This window comes from Bacillus sp. 0909A (genome assembly GCF_036765115.1).
Lineage (GTDB): Bacteria > Bacillota > Bacilli > Bacillales > Bacillaceae > Bacillus > Bacillus mojavensis.
In genome coordinates this window covers 110,925-136,490 of the sequence record NZ_JBAIZU010000004.1, presented here as the reverse complement: position 1 = coordinate 136,490, position 25,566 = coordinate 110,925, and the positions used below count along the sequence as shown (strand labels likewise).

The following is a 25,566-nucleotide window of genomic DNA, read 5'->3' as shown; positions in this document are numbered from 1 at the left end:
AATGATAGATTGGCCATATTTTGATTTGCTGGTAAAAAGGAGATGCTGACCATGTTTCAATATGAAGAATTAAACAAACAATTTATTGGTGGAAAATGGCAGGAGGGCAGCAGCCCAAATGTATTGGAAAACAAAAATCCTTATACTCAAAAAACAATCACATCCTTTCAAAAAGCGACTGCTTATGATGTAGATGAAGCGTACCGGGCAGCGGCTTTGGCAAAGAAAAAATGGGATGCGGTCAACCCATTCGAGAAAAGAGCAATCTTAGAAAAAGCCGTTACGTATATTGAAGAGAATGAAGAAGCCATCATTTATTTGATTATGGAAGAGCTGGGCGGAACAAGACTGAAAGCAGCTTTTGAAATCGGACTCGTGAAAAACATCATCAAAGAAGCGGCGACGTTCCCTGTCCGCATGGAAGGGAAAATCCTTCCTTCTACAATAGACGGCAAGGAAAACAGATTATATCGCGTGCCGGCAGGCGTTGTCGGTGTCATCAGTCCTTTTAACTTCCCATTCTTTTTATCTATGAAATCAGTAGCCCCGGCACTGGGAGCAGGCAATGGGGTCGTTTTGAAGCCGCACGAAGAAACACCGATTTGCGGCGGTACGCTGATTGCGAAGATTTTTGAAAATGCAGGCGTTCCGGAAGGACTGCTGAATGTTGTTGTCACTGACATTGCAGAAATCGGTGACAGCTTTGTCGAACACCCGGTGCCGCGGATCATCTCATTTACAGGCTCTACGAAAGTGGGCAGCTACATCGGCCAGCTCGCGATGAAGCACTTTAAAAAGCCGCTTCTTGAGCTGGGCGGAAACAGTGCCTTTATCGTGCTTGAAGATGCGGATATCGAATATGCAGTCAATGCGGCAGTGTTCAGCAGATTTACCCATCAAGGCCAGATCTGTATGTCAGCCAATCGCGTACTGGTTCACTCATCAATTTATGATCAATTCCTTGAGCTGTATCAGGCAAAAGTGGAATCGCTGAAAGTCGGCGATCCGATGGACCCTGATACGATTATCGGGCCTTTAATCAACAGCAGGCAGACTGACGGGTTAATGAAATCTGTTGAGAAGGCGATTGAAGAAGGGGCTGTTCCGGTGAAGCTTGGCGGATTTAACGGAACGATCGTGGAGCCGACCATCTTAAAAGACGTGAAACCGTTTATGAGCATTGCCAAGGAAGAGCTGTTCGGGCCAGTCGTATCCTTCATGACATTTGATTCAGAAGACGAAGCGGTGGATATTGCAAACGATACCCCGTTTGGCTTAAGCGGAGCCGTACATACCTCTAACCTTGAACGCGGTGTGGCTTTTGCGAAACGCATTGAAACAGGCATGATTCATGTGAATGACACGACGATTAATGATGAACCGAATGTGGCATTCGGCGGTGAAAAGCAATCTGGCCTCGGCCGATTAAATGGCGAATGGAGTCTTGAAGAATTTACGACACTGAAATGGATTTCAGTTCAGCACGAAAAACGCAGCTTCCCTTACTAATAAAAGGAGTGATTGGAATTGAGCATAAGAACGGAAAATGAAACAGCAGATCTTCTAGACGCATTTGTAAAAGTAGCTCCTTATTTAAACAGCCTGGTTCAGGATGATATTACAATCGGCATTTATGATACGGAGAAATTGCTGGTCAATATTCCGGCAAAAACCTTTTCCCTTAACGTAAAAGCCGGAGATCCGCTGCAAGAAGGAGATATCATCACAGACGCGATCCGCAGCAATCAGAAAAAAACGAGCATGGTGCCGAAGGAATTATTCGGTTTCCCATTGATCGCACGCGCCATCCCGCTTCATGACCAGAACGGAAGAGTAATTGGAGGAGTGGGCCTCGGCACGAGCCTTGAGGAGTCCTCTAAGCTTCATGATGTAGCGGAAAGCTTATCGGCTGTCGTTGAACAAACGGCTGCGGCCATTTCCGATATTTCTGACTCCATTAACGGATTCTCATCGCAAATGTCGGGCATTTCTTCACAAGCGAAAAAGGTAAGCGAAAGCGCGGGAGAAATCGCCGATATTTCAGTAACCGTGAAAGGCATTTCTGATCAAAGTAATCTTCTCGGTTTAAATGCTGCGATTGAAGCGGCACGAGCAGGAGAGTCCGGAAAAGGCTTTTCTGTCGTAGCGGATGAAATCAGAAAGCTTGCGACGCATTCGAAAGAAAATGTCGGCCAGATCGATCAGATCACGAAAAAAATCCACAGCCTGTTAAAAGGGCTAGAAGAATCGATTGAATCGATTAATCAGCATACTGACGGACAAGCTGCTGCTGTTGAACAGATTTCCGCCACGATGCAGGAGATCTCAGGCAGTGCGCAGCATCTCGCTAAAATGGCAGAAAAAGCGCTTGAAGAAGAGTAAGAGACTGGGGACAGAGTCCCCGGTCTTTTTTTCTGTCCCATGAAATTTGTCTGCTCTTTTACTAGTTTTATTCCAGCGGCTGATTTAAAATGTACACATGAACTTACGTGAGGATTGATAGGAACCATGAGCATATTAAAAGCGGAGAACCTTTACAAAACATACGGAGATAAGACGTTATTTGACCATATCTCCTTTCATATTGAAGAGAATGAGAGAATCGGATTAATCGGGCCGAACGGCACCGGAAAATCAACGCTGCTGAAAGTGATTGCCGGCTTGGAATCTGTTGAAGAAGGCGACATCGCCAAATCCGGCAGCGTGCATGTTGAATTTCTTCACCAGGACCCGCAGCTGCCTGCTGGACAAACTGTTCTGGAGCATATTTATTCCGGTGAATCGGCTGTCATGAGAACGCTCCGTGAATACGAAAAGGCGCTCTATGAGCTGGGAGAAGACCCGGAAGATGAAAAACGCCAGAAACACCTGCTGGCGGCGCAGGCGAAAATGGATGCAAACAATGCGTGGGATGCGAATACCTTGGCGAAAACAGTATTATCGAAGCTGGGAGTAACTGACGTGACAAAGCCTGTCAACGAGCTCTCAGGCGGACAGAAAAAACGGGTGGCGATTGCGAAAAACTTAATTCAACCCGCTGATCTTCTGATTTTAGACGAGCCGACGAACCATTTGGATAATGAAACGATTGAATGGCTTGAAGGGTATTTGGCGCAATATCCAGGCGCCGTCATGCTGGTGACGCACGACAGGTACTTCTTAAACCGCGTGACAAACCGCATTTATGAGCTTGAACGGGGCAGTCTCTATACCTACAAAGGCAACTATGAAGTCTTTTTGGAAAAGCGCGCGGAACGTGAAGCGCAGGCTGAGCAAAAAGAAACGAAGCGGCAAAATCTGCTGCGCCGTGAACTGGCCTGGCTCAGACGCGGAGCGAAAGCACGCTCCACAAAACAAAAGGCGAGAATCGGCAGGGTAGAGTCGCTTAAGGAGCAGAAAGGCCCTCAGTCAGCCGGCTCGCTCGACTTTGCGATTGGCTCCCACCGCCTTGGAAAGCAAGTAATCGAAGCGGAGAACGTGATGATCGCTTACGGAGGAAACGTACTCGTCGATCGATTCAATGAACTGGTCATACCGGGTGAACGAATCGGGATCATCGGGCCGAACGGCATTGGAAAAACAACGCTGTTAAACAGCCTTGCCGGACGAATCACTCCTGACGGCGGCCATATTACGATCGGCCAGACAGTACGAATCGGCTACTATACCCAGGATCACAGTGAAATGAACGGTGAGCTGAAGATGATTGAATACATTAAAGAAACAGCGGAAGTCGTGAAAACAGAGGACGGCGATATCGTCACCGCTGAACAAATGCTTGAGCGCTTCCTCTTCCCGCGCTCCATGCAGCAAACCTATATCCGCAAGCTGTCCGGCGGAGAAAAGCGGCGTTTATACTTGCTTCAGGTTCTGATGCAGGAGCCGAATGTGCTGTTTCTCGATGAGCCGACGAACGACTTGGATACAGAAACGTTAAGCGTGCTTGAGGATTATATTGAACAGTTCCCTGGCGTTGTCATCACCGTATCCCATGACCGCTACTTCCTTGACCGCGTCGTAGACCGTTTGATTGTATTTGAAGGGAATGGCGTGATTTCACGGTTCCAAGGCTCCTACAGTGACTATATGGAGCAGGCCAAAGCAAGAAAAATGGCTGAAAAACCCGCAGCTGAAGTCAAAACAGCTGAGGCGGAACCGAAGAAAAAACGGAAAAAGCTTTCTTACAAAGATCAGCTTGAATGGGACGGCATTGAAGATAAAATTGCCGAGCTTGAAGAAAAGCATGAACAGCTCGAAGCGGATATCGCCGCGGCGGGCAGTGATTTCGGGAAAATTCAAGAGCTGATGGCCGAGCAGGCAAAAACAGCGGAAGAGCTTGAGGCAGCGATGGATCGCTGGACAGAATTGTCCCTCATGATAGAAGAGCTGGAAAGCTAAAAAAGTGCGGCCTGCAGCAGGCCGCACTTTTTTTCACATAATGTACAAAAACGAAACGGCCAGCTTATGATAGGATGGAATTGTGTGTCAGCGGCACATGGAAAACTAACGGAGATGATGAAGTATGACATGGGCTATCGTGATGTTAATCCTCATGAGTCTGGTAAAAATCGTTTTAACCTGCCTTCCAACAGGCGTCATAGAATGGCTGCTCAGCAAATTTGAGGTGCACGCCAAGGTGAACAAAGAAGATGCTGTTCTCTCTGTAGATGGAAAACGTCTCGAGGGTGAAGAGAAAAGGAACATGATTGATCAATTTAACGAAGCTGTCTTTCTGGAGAAATATTATATTTACCCAGGCGACGAAGAGCGTTATTTATACCCTGAAAACGGCGGAACACCGCTTGTGATAGATACAAAAAAAGGCAAAAAAGATGTAAAGCTGTTTGTGTACAGCTACGACGACCATATCGACGTCGTGAAACAGTATAAGAAGAAAGTCATTGCGTATCGATTGTTTTCTGAAAGCATGCAAAAGCAGTCTTTGTCAGTGACAGGGAGCTTAGCTTAAAATAGGCTAATGAAGGACGGGTGCTTTATGGTACTCGTCTTTTTTATTGCATTTCAAAACTTAACGTTTACGTTAAGGTATAAAAGGTGTATAATGGTAACAGAAACGGCGAAGGGGGATTTACCTTGGAATGGATGAAGATTGATCAAGTTGCCAAAAGAAGCGGGCTGACAAAGCGGACCATTCGGTTTTATGAAGAAATCGGCTTAATTCCAGCACCGAAACGGACGGACGGCGGCGTAAGACTTTATTCAGAGGATGATATGGAAGAGCTCGAGAAAGTGATCAGCACAAAGGAAGTGCTTGGCTTTTCCCTTCAGGAGCTTCAGCATTTCATGGAGACCAGCCGCCAGCTAGAGTTAAAAAAAGAGGGGTATTTGTTGTCACTGGATCCAAAGGAACGGAAAGAGAAGCTGGAGGAAATTCAGGAAACGCTTAATCACCAGCTGGATTTGATTGATGAAAAAATCCGCACATTCCAAAGCTTTAAGGAACGTCTGCACGGCATGAAAAACAAAGCGGAGCGTGCCATTCAATCAATCGAATGAAAAGTTTGCCAAACGCTATTTTTGTAGCGTTTCTTTTAATGGAATAAAGATGGAGGTTAGGTCAAATGGATAAGACAAAACAAGTAAATCAGAAAACGGGCTTGCTCAGTCAGCCGAAAGCTGTATGGGCTGTCGCGTTTGCCTGTGTGATTTCCTTTATGGGAATCGGGCTGGTCGATCCTATTCTTCCGGCGATTGCCGCACAATTACATGCTTCACCTAGTGAAGTATCACTCTTATTTACAAGTTATTTGCTCGTTACCGGATTTATGATGTTTTTCTCAGGTGCCATTTCCAGCAGGATCGGCGCAAAATGGACGTTAATTCTCGGACTTATTTTTATTATTGTCTTTGCAGCGCTTGGCGGAAGTTCAAGCTCAATTGCTCAGCTTGTCGGCTATCGGGGCGGCTGGGGACTAGGGAATGCTTTATTTATTTCAACAGCGCTTGCGGTCATTGTCGGCGTGTCTGTCGGCGGCAGCGCTCAAGCGATTATTTTGTATGAGGCAGCGCTCGGACTCGGGATTTCAGTCGGACCGCTTGCAGGCGGAGAGCTTGGAAGCATCTCATGGCGCGCGCCGTTCTTCGGGGTATCGGTCCTGATGTTTATTGCGTTAATCGCGATTTCTTTCATGCTGCCGAAATTGCAGAAACCGGCAAAACGCGTTGGGGTATTTGACGCCATGAAGGCACTCAAATATAAAGGCCTGCTGACAATGGCGGTATCGGCTTTCTTATACAACTTTGGATTTTTTATTTTGCTCGCTTATTCTCCGTTCGTTCTGGATTTAGATGAGCACGGTCTTGGATATGTCTTCTTCGGCTGGGGCCTTCTGCTGGCCATTACATCAGTCTTTACCGCGCCGCTCGTGCACAAAGCGCTGGGCACAATGCGTTCCTTGGTTGTTCTCTTTATCGCCTTTGCGGTCATTCTGATCATCATGGGGATCTGGACAGACCATCAGACTTTGATTATTACATGTATCGTTGTCGCTGGTGCTGTCCTTGGTATGGTCAACACGATCATGACAACCGCTGTGATGGGGGCTGCGCCTGTTGAACGATCAATCGCATCTTCAGCCTACAGCTCAGTCCGCTTCATCGGCGGCGCGCTCGCTCCGTGGATTGCGGGAATGCTGTCAGAACACTTCACCGCAAGCACGCCGTATACAGTTGGCGGAATCGTCGTTTTTGTCGGCATGCTTGTTCTTCTCATGGGACGTAAACATCTTGCCGGAATTAAGGCGGGGCATTAAAAAGGAATAGTTATTCCTGTCAAGTAGGCAGGAATAAAAAGGTTTTAAACGACCTGAGTCCTATATGTACATAGGCTCAGGTTATTTAATTTCTATTGGAATCATCGAAAAAAATATGAAGTGGATATCGAAGAGGCCATCGGCGACGATATTGTGGCTACTTTCAGAGATATTGAAACCGATCAGGTTTATAATGTAAATACTAAAGAAGCACAAGCATCTTTTGCTTTTTTAGCACCTATTGCAGTTGTAGTAGGCGGAGCTTTAGTTGAGCATTTAGTAGCAGCATCCCTGGCAATGGTTATAGCAGGAGTTACTTATACTGTTTATTCTGAAGTATCCAAAAAAATCAAAAAACAAAAGAAGTATTATCATTATGCCGCAACATTAAATAAAGGGAATGGTAAATTATATATAGGTCCTGCACTTTCACAAACTCAAGCAGTAAAAAGACTCAAATCAGGTGATGTTTACTCACTCTCAAAATCTAAGGCTTACACTGTTGCTAAGAAAGCTGGACATGGAAAAAAGCCGGTAGGACCGGAGAATCATCGTATCAATCCAAAAACGGGAAAGAAAAGAAAAGGAGATTATTATTGGCATTATCATGCCTATAAAAGAAAGGGCGGACACTCATTTTATTAAATTGAGGTGTAAGTATGAAAGAACTTGATAAAAAAAGGTATGAAAGTTTACATAAAAGGTTTATAAAGAGGAACTTTCCCTTATCACACACACTTGAAGAAATATGTACTGTCTTAAAACAAAAATATAATGCTTGTGAATTTGATAAAGTAAAGGTATCTGATTTAAGAAATGATCCAATGGTTCATTATAAAAGCATATCAAAGTGCTTAGAGATAACCGACTTAAATGTGTTAAGAGATTTGAGAACAAGAGAAGAACAGATAGAATTAGAAGAAATGCTGCCGATTCTTGAAGAAGACCCTGTAGAAAGAAATCTTTATGACAGTGAAGAGGAATATCAAACAGCTTTATTATGGGATGATATCCAAAAAGGAGAAAGAGTTCATATTATACTAGAGATTAAGAATGGTAAAGAAATCAGTAATATTACATTTCAAGGAATGTACGAGAGGTTAGAAAAGGAATTGTCTGTTTTAATAGGTGTCAAAAAGAAGGATGCATCGATTGAAAAAGAAGATTTTCGTGACTTCTTGGATCTATTGGCAGAATTACAATACATCTAAATACATTTAAAAACCCGCCCTTCACCAGGCGGGTTTTTTCGTAACATTAAAGCACTTTCGTCGTCCAAGACTCGCAGTTCCATGTTTCTGTCGCGATGTCCATATAGAAATCAGGCTCGTGAGAAATAAGAAGAATGGAGCCTTTGTATTCTTTAAGGGCGCGCTTGAGTTCTTCCTTGGCGTCAACATCCAAGTGGTTTGTCGGCTCATCGAGCACCAGCAGGTTGGTTTCCGAATTGATTAGCTTGCACAGTCTGACCTTCGCTTTTTCGCCTCCGCTTAAGACAGAGACGCGGCTCTCGATATGCTTTGTCGTCAGTCCGCATTTTGCCAGAGCGGCACGGATTTCATACTGAGTATACGAAGGGAATTCGCCCCAAACTTCTTCAATACACGTATTGTTGTTTGTTTCCTTGACCTCTTGCTCAAAATAGCCGGTAAAGAGGTGCTCGCCTCGTTCAACAGAGCCTTCGAGCGGCTGGATCTCACCAAGCAGGCTTTTCAGCAATGTCGTTTTCCCAATCCCATTTGCGCCGTAGAGGGCAATTTTTTGGCCGCGCTCCATGCGGAGGTTCAGCGGACGAGAGAGCGGGGAATCGTAACCGATCACGAGATCCTTCGTTTCGAAAATCAGCTTGCCTGACGTTCTCGCCGGCTTGAAGTGGAATTCCGGCTTTGGCTTTTCTGCCGCAAGCTCGATCATATCCATCTTATCGAGTTTCTTTTGGCGGGACATCGCCATGTTTCTCGTGCTGACGCGGGCTTTGTTGCGGGCAACAAAATCCTTCAGCTCTGCGACTTCCTGTTGTTGCTTTTTGTAGGCTGCTTCAAGCTGCTGTTTCTTCACCTCGTAGACTTCCATAAACTGATGATAGTCACCAACGTAGCGTGTCAGCTCCTGATTTTCTACATGATAAATCAGGTTGATGACACTGTTTAAGAACGGAATGTCATGGGAAATCAAGATGAACGCATTCTCGTACTCCTGCAGGTAGCGTTTCAGCCATTCGATATGCTGTTCATCAAGGTAGTTGGTCGGCTCATCAAGAAGCAGGATTTCCGGTTTTTCCAGAAGCAGCTTGGCGAGAAGCACTTTTGTGCGCTGACCCCCGCTCAGATCAGTAACGTCACGGTCAAGTCCAATATCACTCAAGCCAAGTCCGCGGGCGATTTCTTCTACCTTGGAATCAATCACATAAAAATCATTGTTTGTCAGCGCGTCTTGAATCACACCGACGTCTTCAAGAAGCTTTTCAAGCTCGTCAGGATCAGCTTCACCCATTTTGTTGTAAATCTCATTCATTTCTTCTTCCATCGCAAATAAGTAATGGAATGCGTCTTTCAGCACATCACGGATGGATTTTCCTTTTTCCAGCACGGTATGCTGATCCAGGTAGCCGACACGGACATTTTTTGACCATTCGACTTTTCCTTCATCAGGTTCAAGCTTTCCGGTAATAATATTCATGAAGGTCGATTTTCCTTCACCGTTTGCGCCGATCAGACCGACGTGCTCGCCTTTTAAAAGACGGAAAGATACATTATTAAAAATGGCCCGGTCACCGAAGCCGTGGCTTAAGTCCTTTACAGATAAAATACTCATGTTTACACCTCTATCGTTATCAAACACGCACAATCGGCGTGTAATATTCACCCTTTTGATTATAAAGGAGGAAGTCGATTGTTGAAAGGCATAGGAAAGAAAAAGAAAAATTGCGTTCCGCGCGCTGTTTTGAGATACTATGGAATAGATTTTAAGAATCGAGGAGAACAAAATGACGCAAACTTGGCCATTTTTACATAATGCACAATCATTTATCAAAGAGAATTGGAACGCTTCAGGCTTCCAAGAGCCGACTCCTGTACAGGAGCAGGCAGCCGAACTCATCATGGAAGGTAAGGATGTCATCGCTGAATCGCCGACAGGAACGGGGAAGACACTTGCCTACGCACTGCCGGTATTGGAACGCATCAAACCTGATCAGAAGCATCCGCAGGCTGTGATTTTAGCACCTTCACGTGAGCTGGTGATGCAGATTTTTCAGGTGATTCAGGACTGGAAAACGGGATCAGAATTACGTGCAGTTTCCTTAATCGGCGGGGCGAATGTGAAGAAGCAGGTCGAAAAGCTGAAGAAGAATCATCCGCATTTGATCGTCGGGACGCCGGGCAGGGTGTTTGAGCTGATTCAAGCGAAAAAGCTCAAGATGCATGAAGTAAAAACGATCGTACTTGATGAAACCGATCAGCTTGTCCTGCCGGAGCATCGTGAAACGATCAAGCAAATCATTAAAACGACATTAAGAGACCGCCAGCTTCTTTGTTTTTCTGCCACACTGAAGAAAGAAACAGAAGATGTGCTCCGCGACATGACGAAAGAGCCCGAGGTTCTGAAGGTAGAACGCAGCAAGGCGGAAGCGGGTAAAGTGAAGCATCAATACATCATCTGTGACCAGCGCGACAAAGTGAAGCTGCTGCAAAAGCTTTCAAGGCTTCAAGGCATGCAGGCGCTTGTGTTTGTAAGAGATATCGGCAACCTGAGTGTGTACGCGGAAAAGCTGGCGTACCATCATGTCGACCTTGGCATCCTTCACAGTGAGGCGAAAAAAATGGAGCGTGCGAAAATCATTAAAGCGTTTGAGCAGGGCGAGTTTCCGCTGCTATTGGCAACTGACATTGCCGCGCGCGGTTTGGATATTGAAAACCTGCCGTATGTGATCCACGCCGATATTCCTGATGAAGACAGCTATGTTCACAGATCAGGGAGAACAGGCCGTGCCGGAAAAGAGGGCAACGTGCTGAGTCTCGTTACAAAACTGGAGGAATCAAAGCTGAAGAAAATGGCGAAGAAGCTTGGCGTGGAGCTGAGTGAAGCTGTTTATTCAGGCGGCAATCTGAAGACAAAATAAAAAGAAGGGCGAAAAACCCTTCTTTTTTGTTGTAAAATAATAGAAATGTGAGCGGGGGTGAGGGGATGGCTTCAATAGACAGTTTTCATTTCTTGAAGGAGTCTGACCTGAACATTATTGAAAATTGGTTTGATAATGAGAATGTCAGGCGGAGAATGGATGGATTGCTGCCATTACATCAGTGGTACGCCCGAGTGAGTAATGAGGAAAACAATGCTGTCATGATGGCATATGACCAACAGCTGCCGGCAGGGGTGGTCATCATTGAGTTTGAAGGGGATAAGGCGTATATTGGATTGATCGTAAATCCTCAGCATCATCTTCAAGGTTATGGGAAAAGGATTTTACGTAAATTAATTGATGATCCCGATTTTGCAAGGGTGAGTGAATGGGCTGCCTGCATTGAAGAAGAAAACCAAATCAGTTTATCCTGTTTTAAAGCAGCCGGGTTTATGTTGGAAGAAACAGAGCCGGATGAAGATGGATTTTTCACTTTGACTCTTCGTCATTGACGTATCCTCAAAAACAAAAGGAGGGCGGGAAGCCCTCCTTTTTTTGGTATAATCTCAGCTCGGATCGCTGACCTTGATTAGCTGTTTTCCTTTATTTTCTCCCTTAAATAAGCCGAGAAACGCGTCAGGAATGTTTTCGAAGCCTTCAGTGATGGTTTCCTCGTAATGAAGTTTACCATCCTTCAGCCATTCGGCTAGCTGTTTTGCTCCCTCAGAAAAACGATCGGAGTAGTCGCTTACGATAAACCCTTGCATCAGCGACTTCGTTTTAATGAGTTTTGATTGAACACGAGGGCCCATGTCATCTGCTTCGCTTTCTGCATTATAGGAAGAAATGGCGCCGCACACAGGAATGCGGGCAAACTCATTAAGGAGGTTCATGACCGCATCTGAAATTGGCCCGCCGACATTGTCAAAATACACATCGACACCGTTCGGACAAGCGTCAGCGAGCGCTTTTTGAATATTATCTGCGGTTTTGTAATTAATTGCTTCGTCAAATTGCAATTCATTCTTTAAGTAGTCAATTTTGTCATCAGAGCCTGCGATACCGACGACGTGTGCGCCTTTGATTTTGGCGATCTGTCCGACAGTGGAACCGACAGCCCCTGCAGCTCCGGAGACAACCACGGTTTCGCCTTCCTTCGGGCTGCCGATGTCCAATAGGCCAAAATAAGCCGTCAAACCGGTCATTCCTAAAATGCCGAGATATGCTGAAGCAGGAGCGAGACTTGTATCAATTTTTCGCACGGCGGACTCGCTGACAGCGGAATATTCCTGCCAGTTCAGGTTTCCGATGACGATTTCACCTTGTTTCAGCTTATCTCCGTCTGACACGACTTCAGCAATAACACCGCCTGACAGCGCTTCGTCTAAGGCAAATGGCTCTACATATGACTTCGTGTCTTGCATTCGCCCGCGCATGTAAGGATCGACTGACACATAGAGTGTTTTGACAAGCACCTCACCTTGCTTCGGCTCAGGAATGGATATCGTTTCAAAGCGGAAGTCTTCGTGAACAGGCACCCCTTGCGGACGTCTGGCTAATTGAATCTGCTGTTGAGCTGTTGTCATATTCATCCTCCTATCATTTGATTGACACCAATGTAACACGGACAAGTGATGAAATACAAAAAGTAAGCCGCATAAAAAAAGGAGAGGCAGATTCCTCTCCTTTTCAGTGTGTCGACAAAACCTCGCAATCGTTGTCAGAAACTGTGCGTCGGTGCTCACGAATCTACCATTCGCTGTTCCGATGCTCGTCCTTCCTAGATTTCAAGGATTTTTCAATTACGCTGAAGATGACAAAAGCTCAAAACGATAACCGTTTTGAGCTTTTGTCAACAGTCTGAAGGAAAGGGTATCCTCTCCTTTTTCATCACGTCCGTAATTTCGGGCACAGTCCCATCGGCAGGCACATCGGCTTCTGGTCGATCGGGCTTCTCATGATGCAGCATTCCAAGCCGAAGACTTCCCGGAAAAATGGCTGGGTAAAGACGTCTTCCGGTGTTCCGGCATTGTAGATTTTTCCGTCCAGTACGCTGATCAGATAGTCAGCATATTGAGCGGCTTGGTTTAAGTCGTGAAGCACCATGACAACTGTGCGTCCATGATCCCGGTTCAGCTTTTTCAGCAGCTCCAGCACCTCAATTTGGTGCGAGATGTCCAAGTAAGTGGTCGGTTCATCGAGCAAGAGCAAATCAGTGCCTTGTGCAAGCGCCATGGAAATCCAGGCTCTTTGTCTTTGACCGCCTGAAAGGGCATCAAGTGTCCGATCCTTCAGCTCATTCATCCCGGTTGCGTCAAGCGCCCACTCTACCATATCGTGATCCTCTTGCGTATGCTTGGATAACAGTTTTTTATGAGGATGTCTGCCGAAATAGCATAGTTCCTGTACCGTCAATCCTTCTGGCGCCTGAGGAGACTGAGGAAGAATCGCCAGCTTTTTAGCCACTTCTTTGGACGGCTGGCGATGAATATCTTTTCCTTCTAACAGAACCGTGCCGCTTTTTGGGGCCATCAGCCTGGCAAGCGATTTGAGGATTGTTGATTTTCCGCAGCCGTTGGCGCCGATAAGCACAGTGATCTTTCCTTCTTCAATCTTTAAATCGACTCCGTCAATAATCACTGTGCTGTCATATGAAAGAGTGAGCTGGTCTGCAGCCAGTTTTCCCATGGTATCCTCTCCCTACTGTTTCCTCGCTTCGAATTTCAATAAATATAAAAAATAAGGCGCGCCGATCACAGCTGTCAATATGCCGGCTGGTATCTCAACTGGAGGCATGATGCCGCGTCCTAATGTATCTGCGATTAGTAATATAATAGCACCGATTAATGCCGATGCAGGCAGTAAATATTTAGCTTTTTCTCCGGCAATCCTTCTGGCGATATGCGGAGCGAGCAGCCCGATAAAACCGATTGATCCGACGACGGCTACACAGCTCCCCGCCAGCGCAACTGCGGTGAAAATCAGAATGAATCTCAGCCTGTTTGCGTTTTCGCCCAGACCCTGCGCTAGCTCATCTCCGAGTGACATCAGATCCAGCTTCGGAATGAGGATGCAGACAATCGGCAACAGGACAAGAAGCCATGGCGCAAGGAGCTTGACTTCTTCCCAGTTTCTCCCCCAGAGGCTGCCTGTCAGCCAAATGAGCGCTGCATTGACGTCCCCCGGAAATTTGACCATCATATATTGCATGCCGGCGTGGCAGACCGCGCCTAAGGCAATGCCTGATAAAGCCAATGAAGAAGGCTGAATGCTTTTTTTGCGGGCTATCATTAATAATATTACCGCAATAATGGCTGCTCCGGCAAATGCGGAGAACGGCAGCACGTAGACCGGAGACTCAGGGAAAATGAGAATAACGGCCATGGCGGCCAGTCCGGACCCTTTTGAAATTCCGACAACGTCCGGAGACGCAAGGGGATTTCGGATGACACCCTGCAAAATGGCTCCGGCAGCGGCCAGTCCGGCGCCTGCCAAAATTGCCAGTATAATGCGGGGGAGCCGGTACTGCTGAATAATAAACTCGAAGGAATGATCCATCCCTAACAGATTCGTAACCACCGCATCAGGTGAAATATACAATGCCCCGAAGCCGATGCTGATCACGGACAGCACTAGCAAGATGACAGCCAATATGAGGATGGCCAGCAAGGGGCGTTTTTGTTTTCTGGTTGATTTCTTCATTTCAGATTTCGCCCTTTCCTTGCTAAATATAAGAAAAATGGTGTGCCGATAATGGCGGTGACAATGCCGACCGGGGATTCATAAGGGAATGCAATCCACCTAGCCAGGACATCTGCGTACACCAATAAGATGGCGCCGAACAGCGCCGAAAACGGCAGCACATATTTGTAATTTTCTCCGATCAGCTTGCGGACGATATGCGGGACCAGCAGCCCGACAAAGCCGATTGGGCCGGCAACCGCCACAGAAGCGCCGGAAAGAATTAAAATGATAAAGCTGATCAGAATCCGCATGCCATTCATGTTTTGCCCGAGTCCTTTTGCCGTTTCATCACCAAGTCCGAGAACAGAAACGGGACCTGAAAACACAAGGGCAAGCCCGATGCCGATGACAGAAAACGGGGCAATGGTCATGACGTCCTGCCAGTTGCTGCCGTCAATCGCACCCGTCATCCAATACAGCACATCCTCTCCCGACTCATTTAAAATAATAATCGCCTGTGTCATGGAGGACAGGAACAAATGCACCGCCATTCCTGACAGCGCTAGTTTGACAGGTGTCATTCCACCGGAAGAGGCAATCATATACACAATTGCGCCGCCTGCCGCCGCACCTGCAAAAGCAAACACGACCGATGAGTAGGACGACGCCGGCAGAATGACGAGAGAAGCAACGACAAACAGCGATGCACCCGCATTCACACCGAAAATTTGAGGTGAAGCCAGAGGGTTTCTTGTCATGGCCTGCATCAGCGCCCCAGCTACAGCCAGGCTGGCGCCGACGAAAACACCGATTAATGTGCGGGGGAGGCGAAGAGTAGAGATGATAAGCTGTTCTTTTGATCCGTCCCATACAAAAAGATATGTCAAAGCATCAATGATGCCGATGTCTGAGGCGCCTACTGAGAGATTCAGCCCAAGTCCGAAAATAAGGATGATTAGTGCAATGATAAAAACCATTAATCTTGATGATGAGCGCCGTTTGGCTGAGTAATACAACAGTCTCACTTCCTTACTGCGTCTGTTTGCAAAAACGAAGAAGCAAGGATTCTCCTCGCTTCTCTTTTGTCCTACTTATTATACACTTTTTTGAGCACGTCTTTGGCGCTTGTTTCACTGGATTTGATTCCTCTGAATCTTGTCCAAATGTCGCGGTCTGCATCGTAGATTTGCCCGTTTTTCACCGCTTTTAGGTTTTTCCAGAGCGGATTCTTTTTCCACTCATCTACGATTGTTTTACCCTCGTTGGCTGAAATAAACAAAATATCAGGATCGATTTTGCTTAACTGCTCGAGGCTGACCTCTTGATACGCGTTATCTGACTTCACGGCGTGCGTAAAGCCGAGCATGCTGAAGATTTCTCCGTCATAAGAAGATGACGTATGAAGCTGGAAGGAATCGGCTCTTGCCACTCCGAGAACGATGCTGCGGTCTTCATCTTTCGGAAGCTCCGCTTTCAGATCGTTAATGACCTTTGTATGGTCGGCGAGTTTTTCTTTTCCTTCTTTTTCTTTATTTAATGCTTTAGAAATGGTTTTGAAGCTGTCCATTGTTTCATCATAAGTCGCTTCCCGGCTTTTTAGTTCAACGGTCGGCGCGATTTGTTTCAGCTGTTTGTAAATGTTTTTATGGCGTTCAGCGTCAGCGATGATTAAATCAGGCTTCAAGGAGCTGATGACCTCAAGATTCGGTTCGCTTCGCGTGCCTACTGATGTATAATCAATCGAGTTGCCAACCAGCTTTTGAATCATGTCTTTTTTGTTGTCATCGGCGATGCCGACCGGCGTGATGCCGAGATTGTAGACAGCATCCAGGAATGAAAGCTCAAGCACAACGACTCTTTTAGGTGTGCCGGTCACTGTTGTTTTCCCGTCTTCGTGCTGAATGACTCTTGAATCCTTAGATTTGCTTCCGGCTTTGCTGCCGCTGTTATCCTGACTTGATGAACAGCCGGATATAAGGAAACAAGCGATTAATAAAACACTGATGATGGCAATAAACTTATTAGGATAGGTGCGCATTTGTTTTCTTCCTTTTTTTCTGAATTTAATAATGAGAATCATTATCACAAATAAACACTATAATAGTATGGCTTTCTATGTCAATATTTTTTAAATAAAGAAACAGAAGCCCTCTGCTTTATGTTTTTTTGATGTAAGCGTCATCTGGTACAAATAAATCGTACACAGCATCGCCATGTCTGTGGGATAAAAACGAACTGGCGTTGGCTTTAGAGGCTTCAAGCATATCTCTGCTGACATGGGGAAGGAGAACGCTGAGATAGCCGGACAATTTTTTTTCTATTTCTTCAGAGATCGCAAATTCAATGTCTCCGATATTCATAACAATAGAGAAAACAAAGTCAATATCGATGTGGAATGTTTTCTCGGCGAAGATGGCAAGCTGATGAATGCCTGCTGAATAGCCGACACGCTGATGGAAGACCTGTTTTACTAAATCACTCACAACCCACGCATTGTATTGCTGTTTTGGTGAAAAGTATTGCATTGGACATACCTCCTGCTTGTACGGATAAAGATGACGATTCAAAATCGGACACTCCGTGCAGCGGTTTTGATTTAAGACTATTCTGAAAATACTATGTTCCTATCACTTTACCATGATTAGAAAATAAATATCTACTACCATTCTTCCTGTTTTTATGCCTAATGCTCTGGATGCTGTTTCATAGAAACAGGATCGGGTATGAATATAACATAGACATGATGAAGGAGGAATTGGAAATGAAACCAGTTGTAAGAGAATATACAAACGACGAACAGCTCATGAAGGATGTAGAAAAACTACAGCAAATGGGTGTCGCAAAAGAGGATGTATACGTCTTAACTCACGACGATGACAGAACGGAACGACTGGCAGACAACACCAATGCCAACACGATCGGAGCCAAAGAAACAGGTTTCAAACACGCGGTAGGGAACATGTTTAACAAAAAAGGGGACGAGCTTCGCAATAAAATCCATGAAATCGGTTTTTCAGAAGACGAAGCGGCTCAGTTTGAAAAACGGCTCGATGAAGGGAAAGTCCTTCTCTTTGTGACAGACAACGAAAAAGTAAAATCTTGGGCGTAATGTAGAATTTTAACCCCAAAAGGCGATTATCGTCCTTTTGGGGTTTTTTATATTTGCGGTCTTTGCGGTGTTTTTTTGCAGGATGCCGCAATAAAAAGCGGCATATTTTCGGTTATGGATGCCCATGAATTTGCTATTATGTTTTTTGTGAGAAAATGGAACAAATTCTCACAAAATAGAAAATGGGGGTTCATACTGAATGAAAAAAGTGATGTTAGCTACGGCTTTGTTATTAGGCTTGACTCCGGTTGGGGCGAACGCAGCGGATTTGGGCCATCAGACGTTAGGATCGAATGATGGCTGGGGAGCCTACTCGACCGGCACAACAGGCGGATCAAAAGCCTCGTCATCCCACGTGTATACAGTCAGCAACAGGAACCAGCTCGTTTCGGCTTTGGGTAAGGACACAAACACAACGCCAAAAATCATTTATATCAAGGGAACGATTGACATGAATGTTGATGACAATCTGAAGCCGCTTGGTCTGAATGATTATAAAGATCCAGAGTACGATCTGAACAAATATTTGAAGGCCTATGACCCAAGCACATGGGGCAAAAAAGAACCATCCGGAACACAGGAAGAGGCCAGAGCACGCTCACAGAAAAATCAAAAAGCACGCGTGATGGTGGATATCCCTGCAAATACGACGATCGTCGGTTCAGGGTCAAATGCTAAAATTCTGGGCGGGAACTTCCAGATCAAGAGCGATAACGTCATTATCCGCAATATCGAATTCCAAGACGCATATGACTATTTTCCGCAATGGGACCCGACTGACGGAAGTTCAGGAAACTGGAACTCACAATATGACAACATCACAATAAACGGCGGTACACATGTATGGATCGATCACTGTACATTTAATGACGGATCCCGCCCAGACAGCACCTCTCCAAAATATTTTGGAAGAGAATATCAGCACCATGACGGCCAAACTGATGCCTCTAACGGCGCTAACTATATTACAATGTCTTATAACTTCTATCACGATCATGATAAGAGCTCCATTTTCGGATCAAGCGACAGCAAAACTTCTGATGACGGCAAATTAAAAATCACACTGCACCACAACCGCTACAAAAATATCGTTCAGCGCGCACCGAGAGTCCGTTTTGGACAGGTACACGTTTACAACAACTATTATGAAGGCAGTACAAGCTCTTCCAGTTATGCTTTCAGCTATGCCTGGGGAATCGGAAAATCATCTAAAATTTACGCACAAAACAATGCCATTGACGTTCCGGGTTTGACCGCTGCTAAAACGATCAGCGTATTCAGCGGAGGAACGGCCTTATATGATTCCGGCACATTGCTGAACGGTACGCAGATCAACGCATCGGCTGCAAACGGGCTGAGCTCTTCTGTCGGATGGACGCCATCTCTGCACGGATCAATTGATGCTTCCGCCAATGTGAAGTCAAATGTTACATCTCAAGCGGGCGCGGGTAAACTAAATTAAGAAATGAAAAAAACACAAAGGGCTGCTCACCTTTGTGTTTTTTAATTAATTAAAATGTTTATTAACTTAGTTAAGGAGTAGAATGGAAAAGGGGATCGGAAAACAAGTATATAGGAGGAGACCTATTTATGGCTTCAGAAAAAGACGCAGGAAAACAGTCATCAGTAAAGCTTGTTCCATTGCTTATTACTGTCGCTGTGGGACTAATCATCTGGTTTATTCCCGCTCCGTCCGGACTTGAACCTAAAGCATGGCATTTGTTTGCGATTTTCGTCGCGACAATTATCGGCTTTATCTCCAAGCCCTTGCCAATGGGTGCAATTGCAATTTTTGCATTGGCGGTTACTGCACTAACTGGAACATTATCAATTGAGGATACATTAAGCGGATTCGGCAATAAGACCATCTGGCTTATCGTGATCGCATTCTTTATTTCCCGGGGATTTATCAAGACCGGGCTAGGTGCGAGAATTTCGTATGTATTCGTTCAGAAATTCGGGAAGAAAACCCTTGGACTTTCTTATTCACTGCTGTTCAGTGATTTAATATTATCACCTGCTATTCCAAGTAATACGGCGCGTGCAGGAGGCATTATATTTCCTATTATCAGATCATTATCCGAAACATTCGGATCAAGCCCGGCAGATGGAACAGAAAGAAAAATCGGTGCTTTCTTATTAAAAACCGGTTTTCAGGGAAACTTGATTACATCTGCTATGTTCCTGACGGCGATGGCGGCAAACCCGCTGATTGCCAAGCTGGCCCATGATGTCGCAGGGGTGGACTTAACATGGACAAGCTGGGCAATTGCCGCGATTGTTCCGGGACTTGTAAGTTTAATCATCACGCCGCTTGTGATTTACAAGCTGTATCCGCCGGAAATTAAAGAAACACCGGACGCAGCGAAAATCGCAACCGAAAAACTGAAAGAAATGGGACCATTTAAAAAATCAGAGCTTTCCATGGTTATTGTGTTTCTTTTAGTGCTTGTTCTTTGGATTTTTGGCGGCAGCTTCAACATCGACGCAACCACAACCGCATTGATCGGGTTGTCAGTTCTTTTATTATCACAGGTTCTGACTTGGGATGATATCAAGAAAGAACAGGGCGCTTGGGATACGCTCACTTGGTTTGCGGCGCTCGTTATGCTGGCCAACTTCCTGAATGAATTAGGCATGGTTTCTTGGTTTAGCAACGCCATGAAATCATCTGTATCAGGATTCTCTTGGATTGTGGCATTTTTAATTTTAATTGTTGTGTATTATTACTCTCACTACTTCTTTGCAAGTGCGACGGCTCACATCAGTGCGATGTATTCAGCATTTTTGGCTGTAGTCGTGGCAGCGGGGGCACCGCCGCTTTTAGCAGCGCTGAGCCTCGCATTCTTCAGCAATCTGTTCGGGTCAACAACCCACTACGGTTCTGGAGCGGCTCCGGTCTTCTTCGGAGCAGGCTACATTTCGCAAGGCAAATGGTGGTCTATCGGATTTATCCTGTCGATCGTTCATATTGTCACATGGCTTGTGATCGGCGGGTTATGGTGGAAAGTACTAGGTATATGGTAAAGTCTAAGCTTGAAGAGAAGATTTTCTCTTCAAGCTTTTTACTATTAAAATAAAATAACAGAATATTTACAAAAATATTAAAAAAGAGAAATTTAAAGTATTTACTAAAATTCCAACTCATGATATTATTTACTCAATTAGTCCACATAAACCTTAAGTGTAATTTTATGTAAATTGGTAGAGGAGGGTTCTTGTGGAGTTATTATTTTGCAATATGAATTAAAGAGAGTTCGATCTTCAAATGTAATATTAAAAAATAACAATATTTATCTGAATGTTCAGTCTTTAAAGGAGGTGATTTCATGTTGGAACTTCTTTTAGACTTGTTTGTCTCTATATCAATTGGATAATTGCATTAAAACATGATTTCATTAATGCATGAAAGGAGGAGATAACATGTTGGAACTTCTTTTAGACTTGTTTGTCTCTATCTCAATTGGTTAATTGCATTAAAACATGATTTCATTAATGCATGAAAGGAGAAGATAACATGTTGGAACTTCTTTTAGACTTGTTTGTCTCTATCTCAATTGGTTAATTGCATTAAAACGGATTTCATTAATGCATGAAAGGAGAAGAGAACATGTTGGAACTTCTTTTAAATCTATTTATCTCAATTAACTAAACCCTTAATTGATTACATAATGGCTTCAATTTACACTGATAAAAGTTAGAATTCCTATGCACCAGGGCGCAATAGAACTTATGTTTATTTATATTATTAGCAGAAAAATTTAGCAACCCAAAAAGGTAATAGGCCTTACAAAGATTGTAGAAAAAACACGTTTTTTCTACAATCTTTTTTAATTTTGAAGGTTTCCTAAGTAGCATATATGGGCTTGAAATCGAAAAAAACCACTTGCAAACTTTTCGCACCTTCGGCTTCTTCAATTGCAAAAGCTAAATGAGACCAGCAGCGCATTGGATGTGCCTATTAAAGCCTCCTCATGATTTAAAATACTCCCTCAAAAATTTTTCAAGGTAATTAGAATACTGGTCAGAATCAAACTCATTGCCGCATGCATGTATGACCCATGGCTCTTTCTGATGGGGGATGCCGACCAAATACCCCTTTTTCCTGAACTCAAAGCATTGCGAAGTATCATAAAAATGCCAGCCGTCAAAGATTTCTTTCCGCCACGGGAGATCGTACTGAGTGGCCAGCAATAAACCGTCTAATGCTTCAACTGTTTTTACGGGCTCGTCTATCTCATCAAACGACAAATAGCTATACGTACTGCGGTATTCAATGACTTTTCCCGCTTTTTTAGAAGCCTCCCACCAAATCCCGCTTTGCGGCACTTCTTCAGCTCCTATGACGCCTATCATGCCAAGCGCATCGTTCTGCTGAAAGACATGCAGGATATCGTAAATAAAGGAACGATTGATGATAAATGTATCCTGATGGACATATACTTTATATTTTGCGTCTGACTGATGCATTGCCGCCTGGTAGCCGGAGGCCATACTGTCAGCCTTTCGGATATCGATTAACTCAACCTCCATATGCGGCGGCACTGAAAGAGATTGGATATGTCTCAGGCAGAGGTCATAAAGGGCATCATCATTGACACAAGTAATGAAGCAAATGGAATTTTCATTTAGATGCTGTTTCATCTTTTTTGCGCCTTTATGACATATTGATAGGCTCTGGCTTCCTCCTCGAAATTTGCATGGTGAATCCCCATGTTTGCTCTGACATGTGCCAGTCTGCTGATCATTTTTTCATAATAGTGAGTCGTAAAGGTAATAGGCTCAATTTGGCTGACCTTGTAACCCGTTTCATGAAACATCTTCTTCATTTCCTGCAAGGTGAAAAAACGGAAGTGTGTTTTATCGAGCAGCCCAGCCTGTGTATACGTCCATTTGCCGGACAGCAGACTTTCAAAAATTGAGATATGGCCGATATTCGGAATGCTCGCCAAAATGCTCCCTGTTTCGTTTACGTAAGGCTTCATGTTAGCTAACACTGCCCAAGGGTCTATTAAGTGCTCCAATACATCCCCGAAGATGATGTGATCAAATGTGTTTTTTTCAAAAGGCAGCTTCAGTGTTTCGATGTCTCCTGTTATCACTTCGTCAATGTGATGAGCGGCTTTTTCTGCAGCGGGCGGATATGATTCAATCCCATAATAGGAGCATTTCGTTTTTTTCTTAACAGCTGCCCCAAACAGGCCTTCAGCACAACCGACTTCAAGAATGGTTTTCGCATGGGGTTCTACCAGGTCAAACAGCTGCCGGTTGATGCCTTTGTAATACTCTTTATCTTTTCGCTCATATTCTTTCATAGAATCAGCAAGTGACCTTTTATTGATTTCCATGATGTTCACCTCCGGAGCCAGCCTGCTGCTGCAGGACCTCTTCAAAGTAAGTTTTGTTGGCAAGCATTCTTGAATCATGAGGACGGTATTGTAAAGCCGATTCATTATGCTGGTAGGCAAGCTGATGCTGGCCAAGCTTATCGTAGCAGACAGCTAATTGTAAATGAGGCAGCCAGGTGGCGCAGGCGCGGTTTTGAAAAGCCAAGCTTTCTGAGCCTCTATTTTCAATTGCTTTTTCATACCAATAGACCGCGCTTTGGACATCGTTGTTTTCTAAAAAAGAGTACCCCAATCTGCAGCACGTTTCCGCTCTGGGAGGCCCGTAGACGAGCGTGTGGAGCACCCAGCTTAATTCTTTTTCCTTCAATCCCAATGAATGATAGCAATCTGCTAATTTATTGCATGCTCTGATATTATCCTCGACCCACCCCTGCTTGGTTTTCAAAAAACGCAGATAGTATTCTATCGCTTTTTCTATTTTTCCGTGATCACACAGCTCGTTTGCATAGTAAAATAAATCTCTTGGCGAAAAATCCTTCCTTGATGAGGCCATGTTTTCATAAATTCGCAGATTTCGGCCAGCGTCATGGCTAAGCGGCATATGAGAAACCGCTGCGTCACTGTGTTGGAGATTTCCGTACACCTCTAAATATTCATGGACCGCGCCGATCCACTTAAAGCCCCTTTCCCGTTTTACGAGCCGGTATCTTCGTAAGCTGGATGTGACGTTGCCTTCTTCATCAAACGCCAGGTGATAGTTCATTGATAACGCGTCAATATGCGGATCAAGCGTTCTTTTTACATCCAAGAACAGTTCTTGATCCTTCTCGGTAAACACATCATCGGCATCAAGCCATAAAATATAGTCAGCTGTTGCCTGCTGAAACGAAAAATTTCGGGCGGCCGCAAAATCGTCTATCCATTCAAAATCAAAGATGCGGTCTGTATAACGGGCAGCGATGTCTTTCGTCTGATCAACTGAGCCGGTATCCACGATGTTAATTTCATCAGCAATCCCGCGCACAGAATCTAAGCAGCGGCCGATGACGGCTTCCTCATTTTTCACAATCATACATAGACTGATAGAAATCAAATCGCCACCTCCGCTTCAGGCTGTTTTTTCTTCCTTGCATGGACAAACATGTAATCAATCTGAGCATATTTTGACAAGTAATCTAAAGGCAAATCAAATTGCCCGGCAAGATATTCGGCTTCTTGTAAAAATAGCTGTATGTTCGCTTCAGGAACGGCTAAATGGGAGGTTGATTTTATGTCATAAAGGTGTTCGGGAAATAGTGTGTTTACGTTTTGAGGCGTGATGAAATGTGTGTGTGCCGGTGTTCCGCATAATAATGAGAAAAGCGTGTCTGCATAAGCTGTATTCGGGATGCTGCAAATCAATGAGCCTGAAGGCTTTAGATAAATGGCAAGAGCCTCAATCGTTCGCTGGGGATACATTGCGCAGTTCAAAAGGTCTCCTATCAAAATGGCATCAAAAAAAGCTTCAGGATAAGGAAGGCGGCATGTTTCGGTATCGGCAGAAGTGACTTGTTCATAATAGGCACTTGCTATTGTACGTAGCAATGTATCTTCTTCAATGCCGTGCAATGTACAGGTTTGCCTGTTCAACAGCTCTGCACCCGCAGCTCCTGCGCCGCAGCCGATATGCAGGATGGAGCGGGCTTTCGAAGGCACAAGGGCTGTCAGCTCTGGCTGGGGATCAATAAAAGCCGTCACATCCTGCTTCCATTTATCTATGAAGGCCTGGCGGTTGACCTGATATAGTCGGCTGATACTTACATCCGGATTGCCGGAAAAGGTAGCATGCCCGTGATGATGCACAAACGAATCAAGAGCGATTTTTAGCTGATATCCGGCCTGCAGAGCGCGAAGGCACAAATCATCGTCCTCAAATGAACCGCCTCCAAAACGCTCGTCAAAGCCGCCGATTTTGTCCAGTACCTCTTTTTTGACTAGAAGGCAAAATCCGACCAGCCTTAAAACGCTTCTTGATTTGCCCCGGTGCCGCATGCAATGGCGCTGAGAAAAATCTTCAATTCCTTCTAAACTGGTGTAATCAACTGAAATTTGCTGAGGCCCGCTGACATAATTGCTGACAGGCCCGACCATGCCGATTTTATCATTATGATAAAGCAGCTTGATCATCGGCTCCAGCCAATGATTCGTTACAACAGTATCATTGTTTAAAAAAAGAACATTGTCTCCAGAAGCGGCCTCAAGGCCTTGATTGCAGGCTTTCGCGAACCCCTTGTTTGTTTCATTAAAAATCGTTTTGATTGAAGGAATCTGTTTGAGGTAGTCCTGTGTCCCGTCATGAGAGCCGTTATCTACAACAATCACTTCTATACAGTCATCATCGGTATGCGTCCATATGCTCTCCAAGCATTGTTTTGTTAGCGCCAATTGATTATAAGTCAGCATAATAATACTCGTTTTCACCATAACCACCGCCCTTCACCGAATTATTCAGATACTTTATATATATCAAAATGTTCAGATGGAATGATTCCT

23 protein-coding genes and 1 pseudogene are annotated in these 25,566 nt (G+C 44.8%); 13 read left to right on the top strand and 11 right to left on the bottom strand.

What is annotated here, in order from left to right; all coding sequences use genetic code 11:
• Positions 1-51 precede the first annotated feature (51 nt).
• The 8 genes and pseudogenes from yfmT (at position 52) to V6D42_RS15520 (ending at position 7,984) form a co-directional block, all read left to right on the top strand.
• Positions 52-1,509, top strand: coding sequence for a benzaldehyde dehydrogenase (yfmT, locus tag V6D42_RS15555; RefSeq protein ID WP_333513825.1), 1,458 nt, complete (start codon positions 52-54; stop codon positions 1,507-1,509).
• A 507-nt stretch (positions 1,510-2,016) separates the two neighbouring features.
• A pseudogene (locus V6D42_RS20365) lies at positions 2,017-2,382 on the top strand (methyl-accepting chemotaxis protein); the annotation flags it as partial.
• A gap of 126 nt (positions 2,383-2,508) precedes the next feature.
• The gene (locus tag V6D42_RS15545) at positions 2,509-4,398 is read left to right on the top strand and encodes an ABC-F family ATP-binding cassette domain-containing protein (RefSeq protein ID WP_333513824.1); all 1,890 of its coding nucleotides are present in this window, start codon (positions 2,509-2,511) and stop codon (positions 4,396-4,398) included.
• A 124-nt stretch (positions 4,399-4,522) separates the two neighbouring features.
• Entirely contained in the window at positions 4,523-4,969 is a 447-nt protein-coding gene (locus V6D42_RS15540) for a YfmQ family protein (protein ID WP_333513823.1), read from the top strand.
• 125 nt (positions 4,970-5,094) lie between these two features.
• A complete protein-coding gene (locus tag V6D42_RS15535) occupies positions 5,095-5,517 on the top strand; it encodes a MerR family transcriptional regulator (protein WP_333513822.1) in 423 nt (140 codons plus the stop codon).
• A gap of 65 nt (positions 5,518-5,582) precedes the next feature.
• On the top strand, positions 5,583-6,773 hold the full coding sequence (locus V6D42_RS15530; RefSeq protein ID WP_333513821.1) for an MFS transporter: 1,191 nt from the start codon (positions 5,583-5,585) through the stop codon (positions 6,771-6,773).
• A 120-nt stretch (positions 6,774-6,893) separates the two neighbouring features.
• On the top strand, positions 6,894-7,418 hold the full coding sequence (locus V6D42_RS15525) for a hypothetical protein (RefSeq protein ID WP_333513820.1): 525 nt from the start codon (positions 6,894-6,896) through the stop codon (positions 7,416-7,418).
• A 14-nt stretch (positions 7,419-7,432) separates the two neighbouring features.
• Entirely contained in the window at positions 7,433-7,984 is a 552-nt protein-coding gene (locus tag V6D42_RS15520; RefSeq protein WP_333513819.1) for a hypothetical protein, read from the top strand.
• Between the two features lie 46 nt (positions 7,985-8,030).
• Here the strand turns inward: V6D42_RS15520 and V6D42_RS15515 are convergent, their stop codons facing one another.
• A complete protein-coding gene (locus V6D42_RS15515; protein WP_333513818.1) occupies positions 8,031-9,587 on the bottom strand; it encodes an ABC-F family ATP-binding cassette domain-containing protein in 1,557 nt (518 codons plus the stop codon).
• A gap of 172 nt (positions 9,588-9,759) precedes the next feature.
• On the opposite strand from V6D42_RS15515, the gene V6D42_RS15510 reads away from it, so the two are divergent.
• Both V6D42_RS15510 and V6D42_RS15505 read left to right on the top strand, forming a co-directional pair.
• Positions 9,760-10,893 carry a DEAD/DEAH box helicase gene (locus V6D42_RS15510; RefSeq protein WP_333513817.1) on the top strand — a complete coding sequence of 378 codons (1,134 nt, stop codon included), beginning with the start codon at positions 9,760-9,762 and terminating at the stop codon, positions 10,891-10,893.
• A 65-nt stretch (positions 10,894-10,958) separates the two neighbouring features.
• Complete coding sequence (locus V6D42_RS15505; protein ID WP_333513816.1) at positions 10,959-11,405, top strand: GNAT family N-acetyltransferase; 447 nt, start codon at positions 10,959-10,961, stop codon at positions 11,403-11,405.
• Positions 11,406-11,459: 54 nt separating this feature from the next.
• Here V6D42_RS15505 and V6D42_RS15500 read toward each other — a convergent pair whose 3' ends face one another.
• From V6D42_RS15500 to V6D42_RS15475, 6 genes are all read right to left on the bottom strand, one after another.
• A complete protein-coding gene (locus V6D42_RS15500; RefSeq protein ID WP_333513815.1) occupies positions 11,460-12,479 on the bottom strand; it encodes an NADP-dependent oxidoreductase in 1,020 nt (339 codons plus the stop codon).
• Between the two features lie 304 nt (positions 12,480-12,783).
• On the bottom strand, positions 12,784-13,581 hold the full coding sequence (gene yfmF / locus V6D42_RS15495) for a Fe(3+)-citrate ABC transporter ATP-binding protein YfmF (protein WP_010333352.1): 798 nt from the start codon (positions 13,579-13,581) through the stop codon (positions 12,784-12,786).
• Between the two features lie 12 nt (positions 13,582-13,593).
• Positions 13,594-14,595, bottom strand: coding sequence for a Fe(3+)-citrate ABC transporter permease YfmE (gene yfmE, locus V6D42_RS15490; protein ID WP_333513814.1), 1,002 nt, complete (start codon positions 14,593-14,595; stop codon positions 13,594-13,596).
• Positions 14,592-15,593 carry a Fe(3+) dicitrate ABC transporter permease FecD gene (gene fecD / locus V6D42_RS15485; RefSeq protein ID WP_024120546.1) on the bottom strand — a complete coding sequence of 334 codons (1,002 nt, stop codon included), beginning with the start codon at positions 15,591-15,593 and terminating at the stop codon, positions 14,592-14,594. Before fecD ends, yfmE begins: the two co-directional genes overlap by 4 nt.
• Positions 15,594-15,664: 71 nt before the next feature.
• Positions 15,665-16,615 (bottom strand): ABC transporter substrate-binding protein, encoded by a 951-nt coding sequence (locus V6D42_RS15480; protein ID WP_333513813.1) that lies wholly within the window; start codon positions 16,613-16,615, stop codon positions 15,665-15,667.
• 118 nt (positions 16,616-16,733) lie between these two features.
• Positions 16,734-17,102, bottom strand: a complete 369-nt coding sequence (locus tag V6D42_RS15475; RefSeq protein WP_010333356.1) for a DUF3212 family protein — start codon at positions 17,100-17,102, stop codon at positions 16,734-16,736.
• Positions 17,103-17,338: 236 nt separating this feature from the next.
• On the opposite strand from V6D42_RS15475, the gene V6D42_RS15470 reads away from it, so the two are divergent.
• From V6D42_RS15470 to V6D42_RS15460, 3 genes are all read left to right on the top strand, one after another.
• A complete protein-coding gene (locus tag V6D42_RS15470; protein WP_010333357.1) occupies positions 17,339-17,686 on the top strand; it encodes a general stress protein in 348 nt (115 codons plus the stop codon).
• 199 nt (positions 17,687-17,885) lie between these two features.
• Positions 17,886-19,148, top strand: coding sequence for a pectate lyase (locus tag V6D42_RS15465; protein ID WP_333513812.1), 1,263 nt, complete (start codon positions 17,886-17,888; stop codon positions 19,146-19,148).
• 128 nt (positions 19,149-19,276) lie between these two features.
• Positions 19,277-20,713 carry an anion permease gene (locus V6D42_RS15460; protein WP_326329334.1) on the top strand — a complete coding sequence of 479 codons (1,437 nt, stop codon included), beginning with the start codon at positions 19,277-19,279 and terminating at the stop codon, positions 20,711-20,713.
• A gap of 945 nt (positions 20,714-21,658) precedes the next feature.
• Here V6D42_RS15460 and V6D42_RS15455 read toward each other — a convergent pair.
• Genes V6D42_RS15455 through V6D42_RS15440 form a run of 4 tightly spaced genes read right to left on the bottom strand, consistent with a single transcriptional unit; the run spans position 21,659 to position 25,497 of the window.
• Positions 21,659-22,330: a glycosyltransferase family protein gene (locus V6D42_RS15455; RefSeq protein ID WP_333513811.1), complete on the bottom strand. Its 672-nt coding sequence runs from the start codon at positions 22,328-22,330 to the stop codon at positions 21,659-21,661.
• Complete coding sequence (locus V6D42_RS15450) at positions 22,327-23,034, bottom strand: class I SAM-dependent methyltransferase (protein WP_333513810.1); 708 nt, start codon at positions 23,032-23,034, stop codon at positions 22,327-22,329. Before V6D42_RS15450 ends, V6D42_RS15455 begins: the two co-directional genes overlap by 4 nt.
• Complete coding sequence (locus V6D42_RS15445) at positions 23,021-24,127, bottom strand: tetratricopeptide repeat-containing glycosyltransferase family 2 protein (RefSeq protein ID WP_333513809.1); 1,107 nt, start codon at positions 24,125-24,127, stop codon at positions 23,021-23,023. The genes V6D42_RS15450 and V6D42_RS15445 overlap by 14 nt, the downstream gene beginning before the upstream one ends.
• The gene (locus V6D42_RS15440; RefSeq protein ID WP_333513808.1) at positions 24,124-25,497 is read right to left on the bottom strand and encodes a glycosyltransferase; all 1,374 of its coding nucleotides are present in this window, start codon (positions 25,495-25,497) and stop codon (positions 24,124-24,126) included. The genes V6D42_RS15445 and V6D42_RS15440 overlap by 4 nt, the downstream gene beginning before the upstream one ends.
• Positions 25,498-25,566 lie beyond the last annotated feature (69 nt).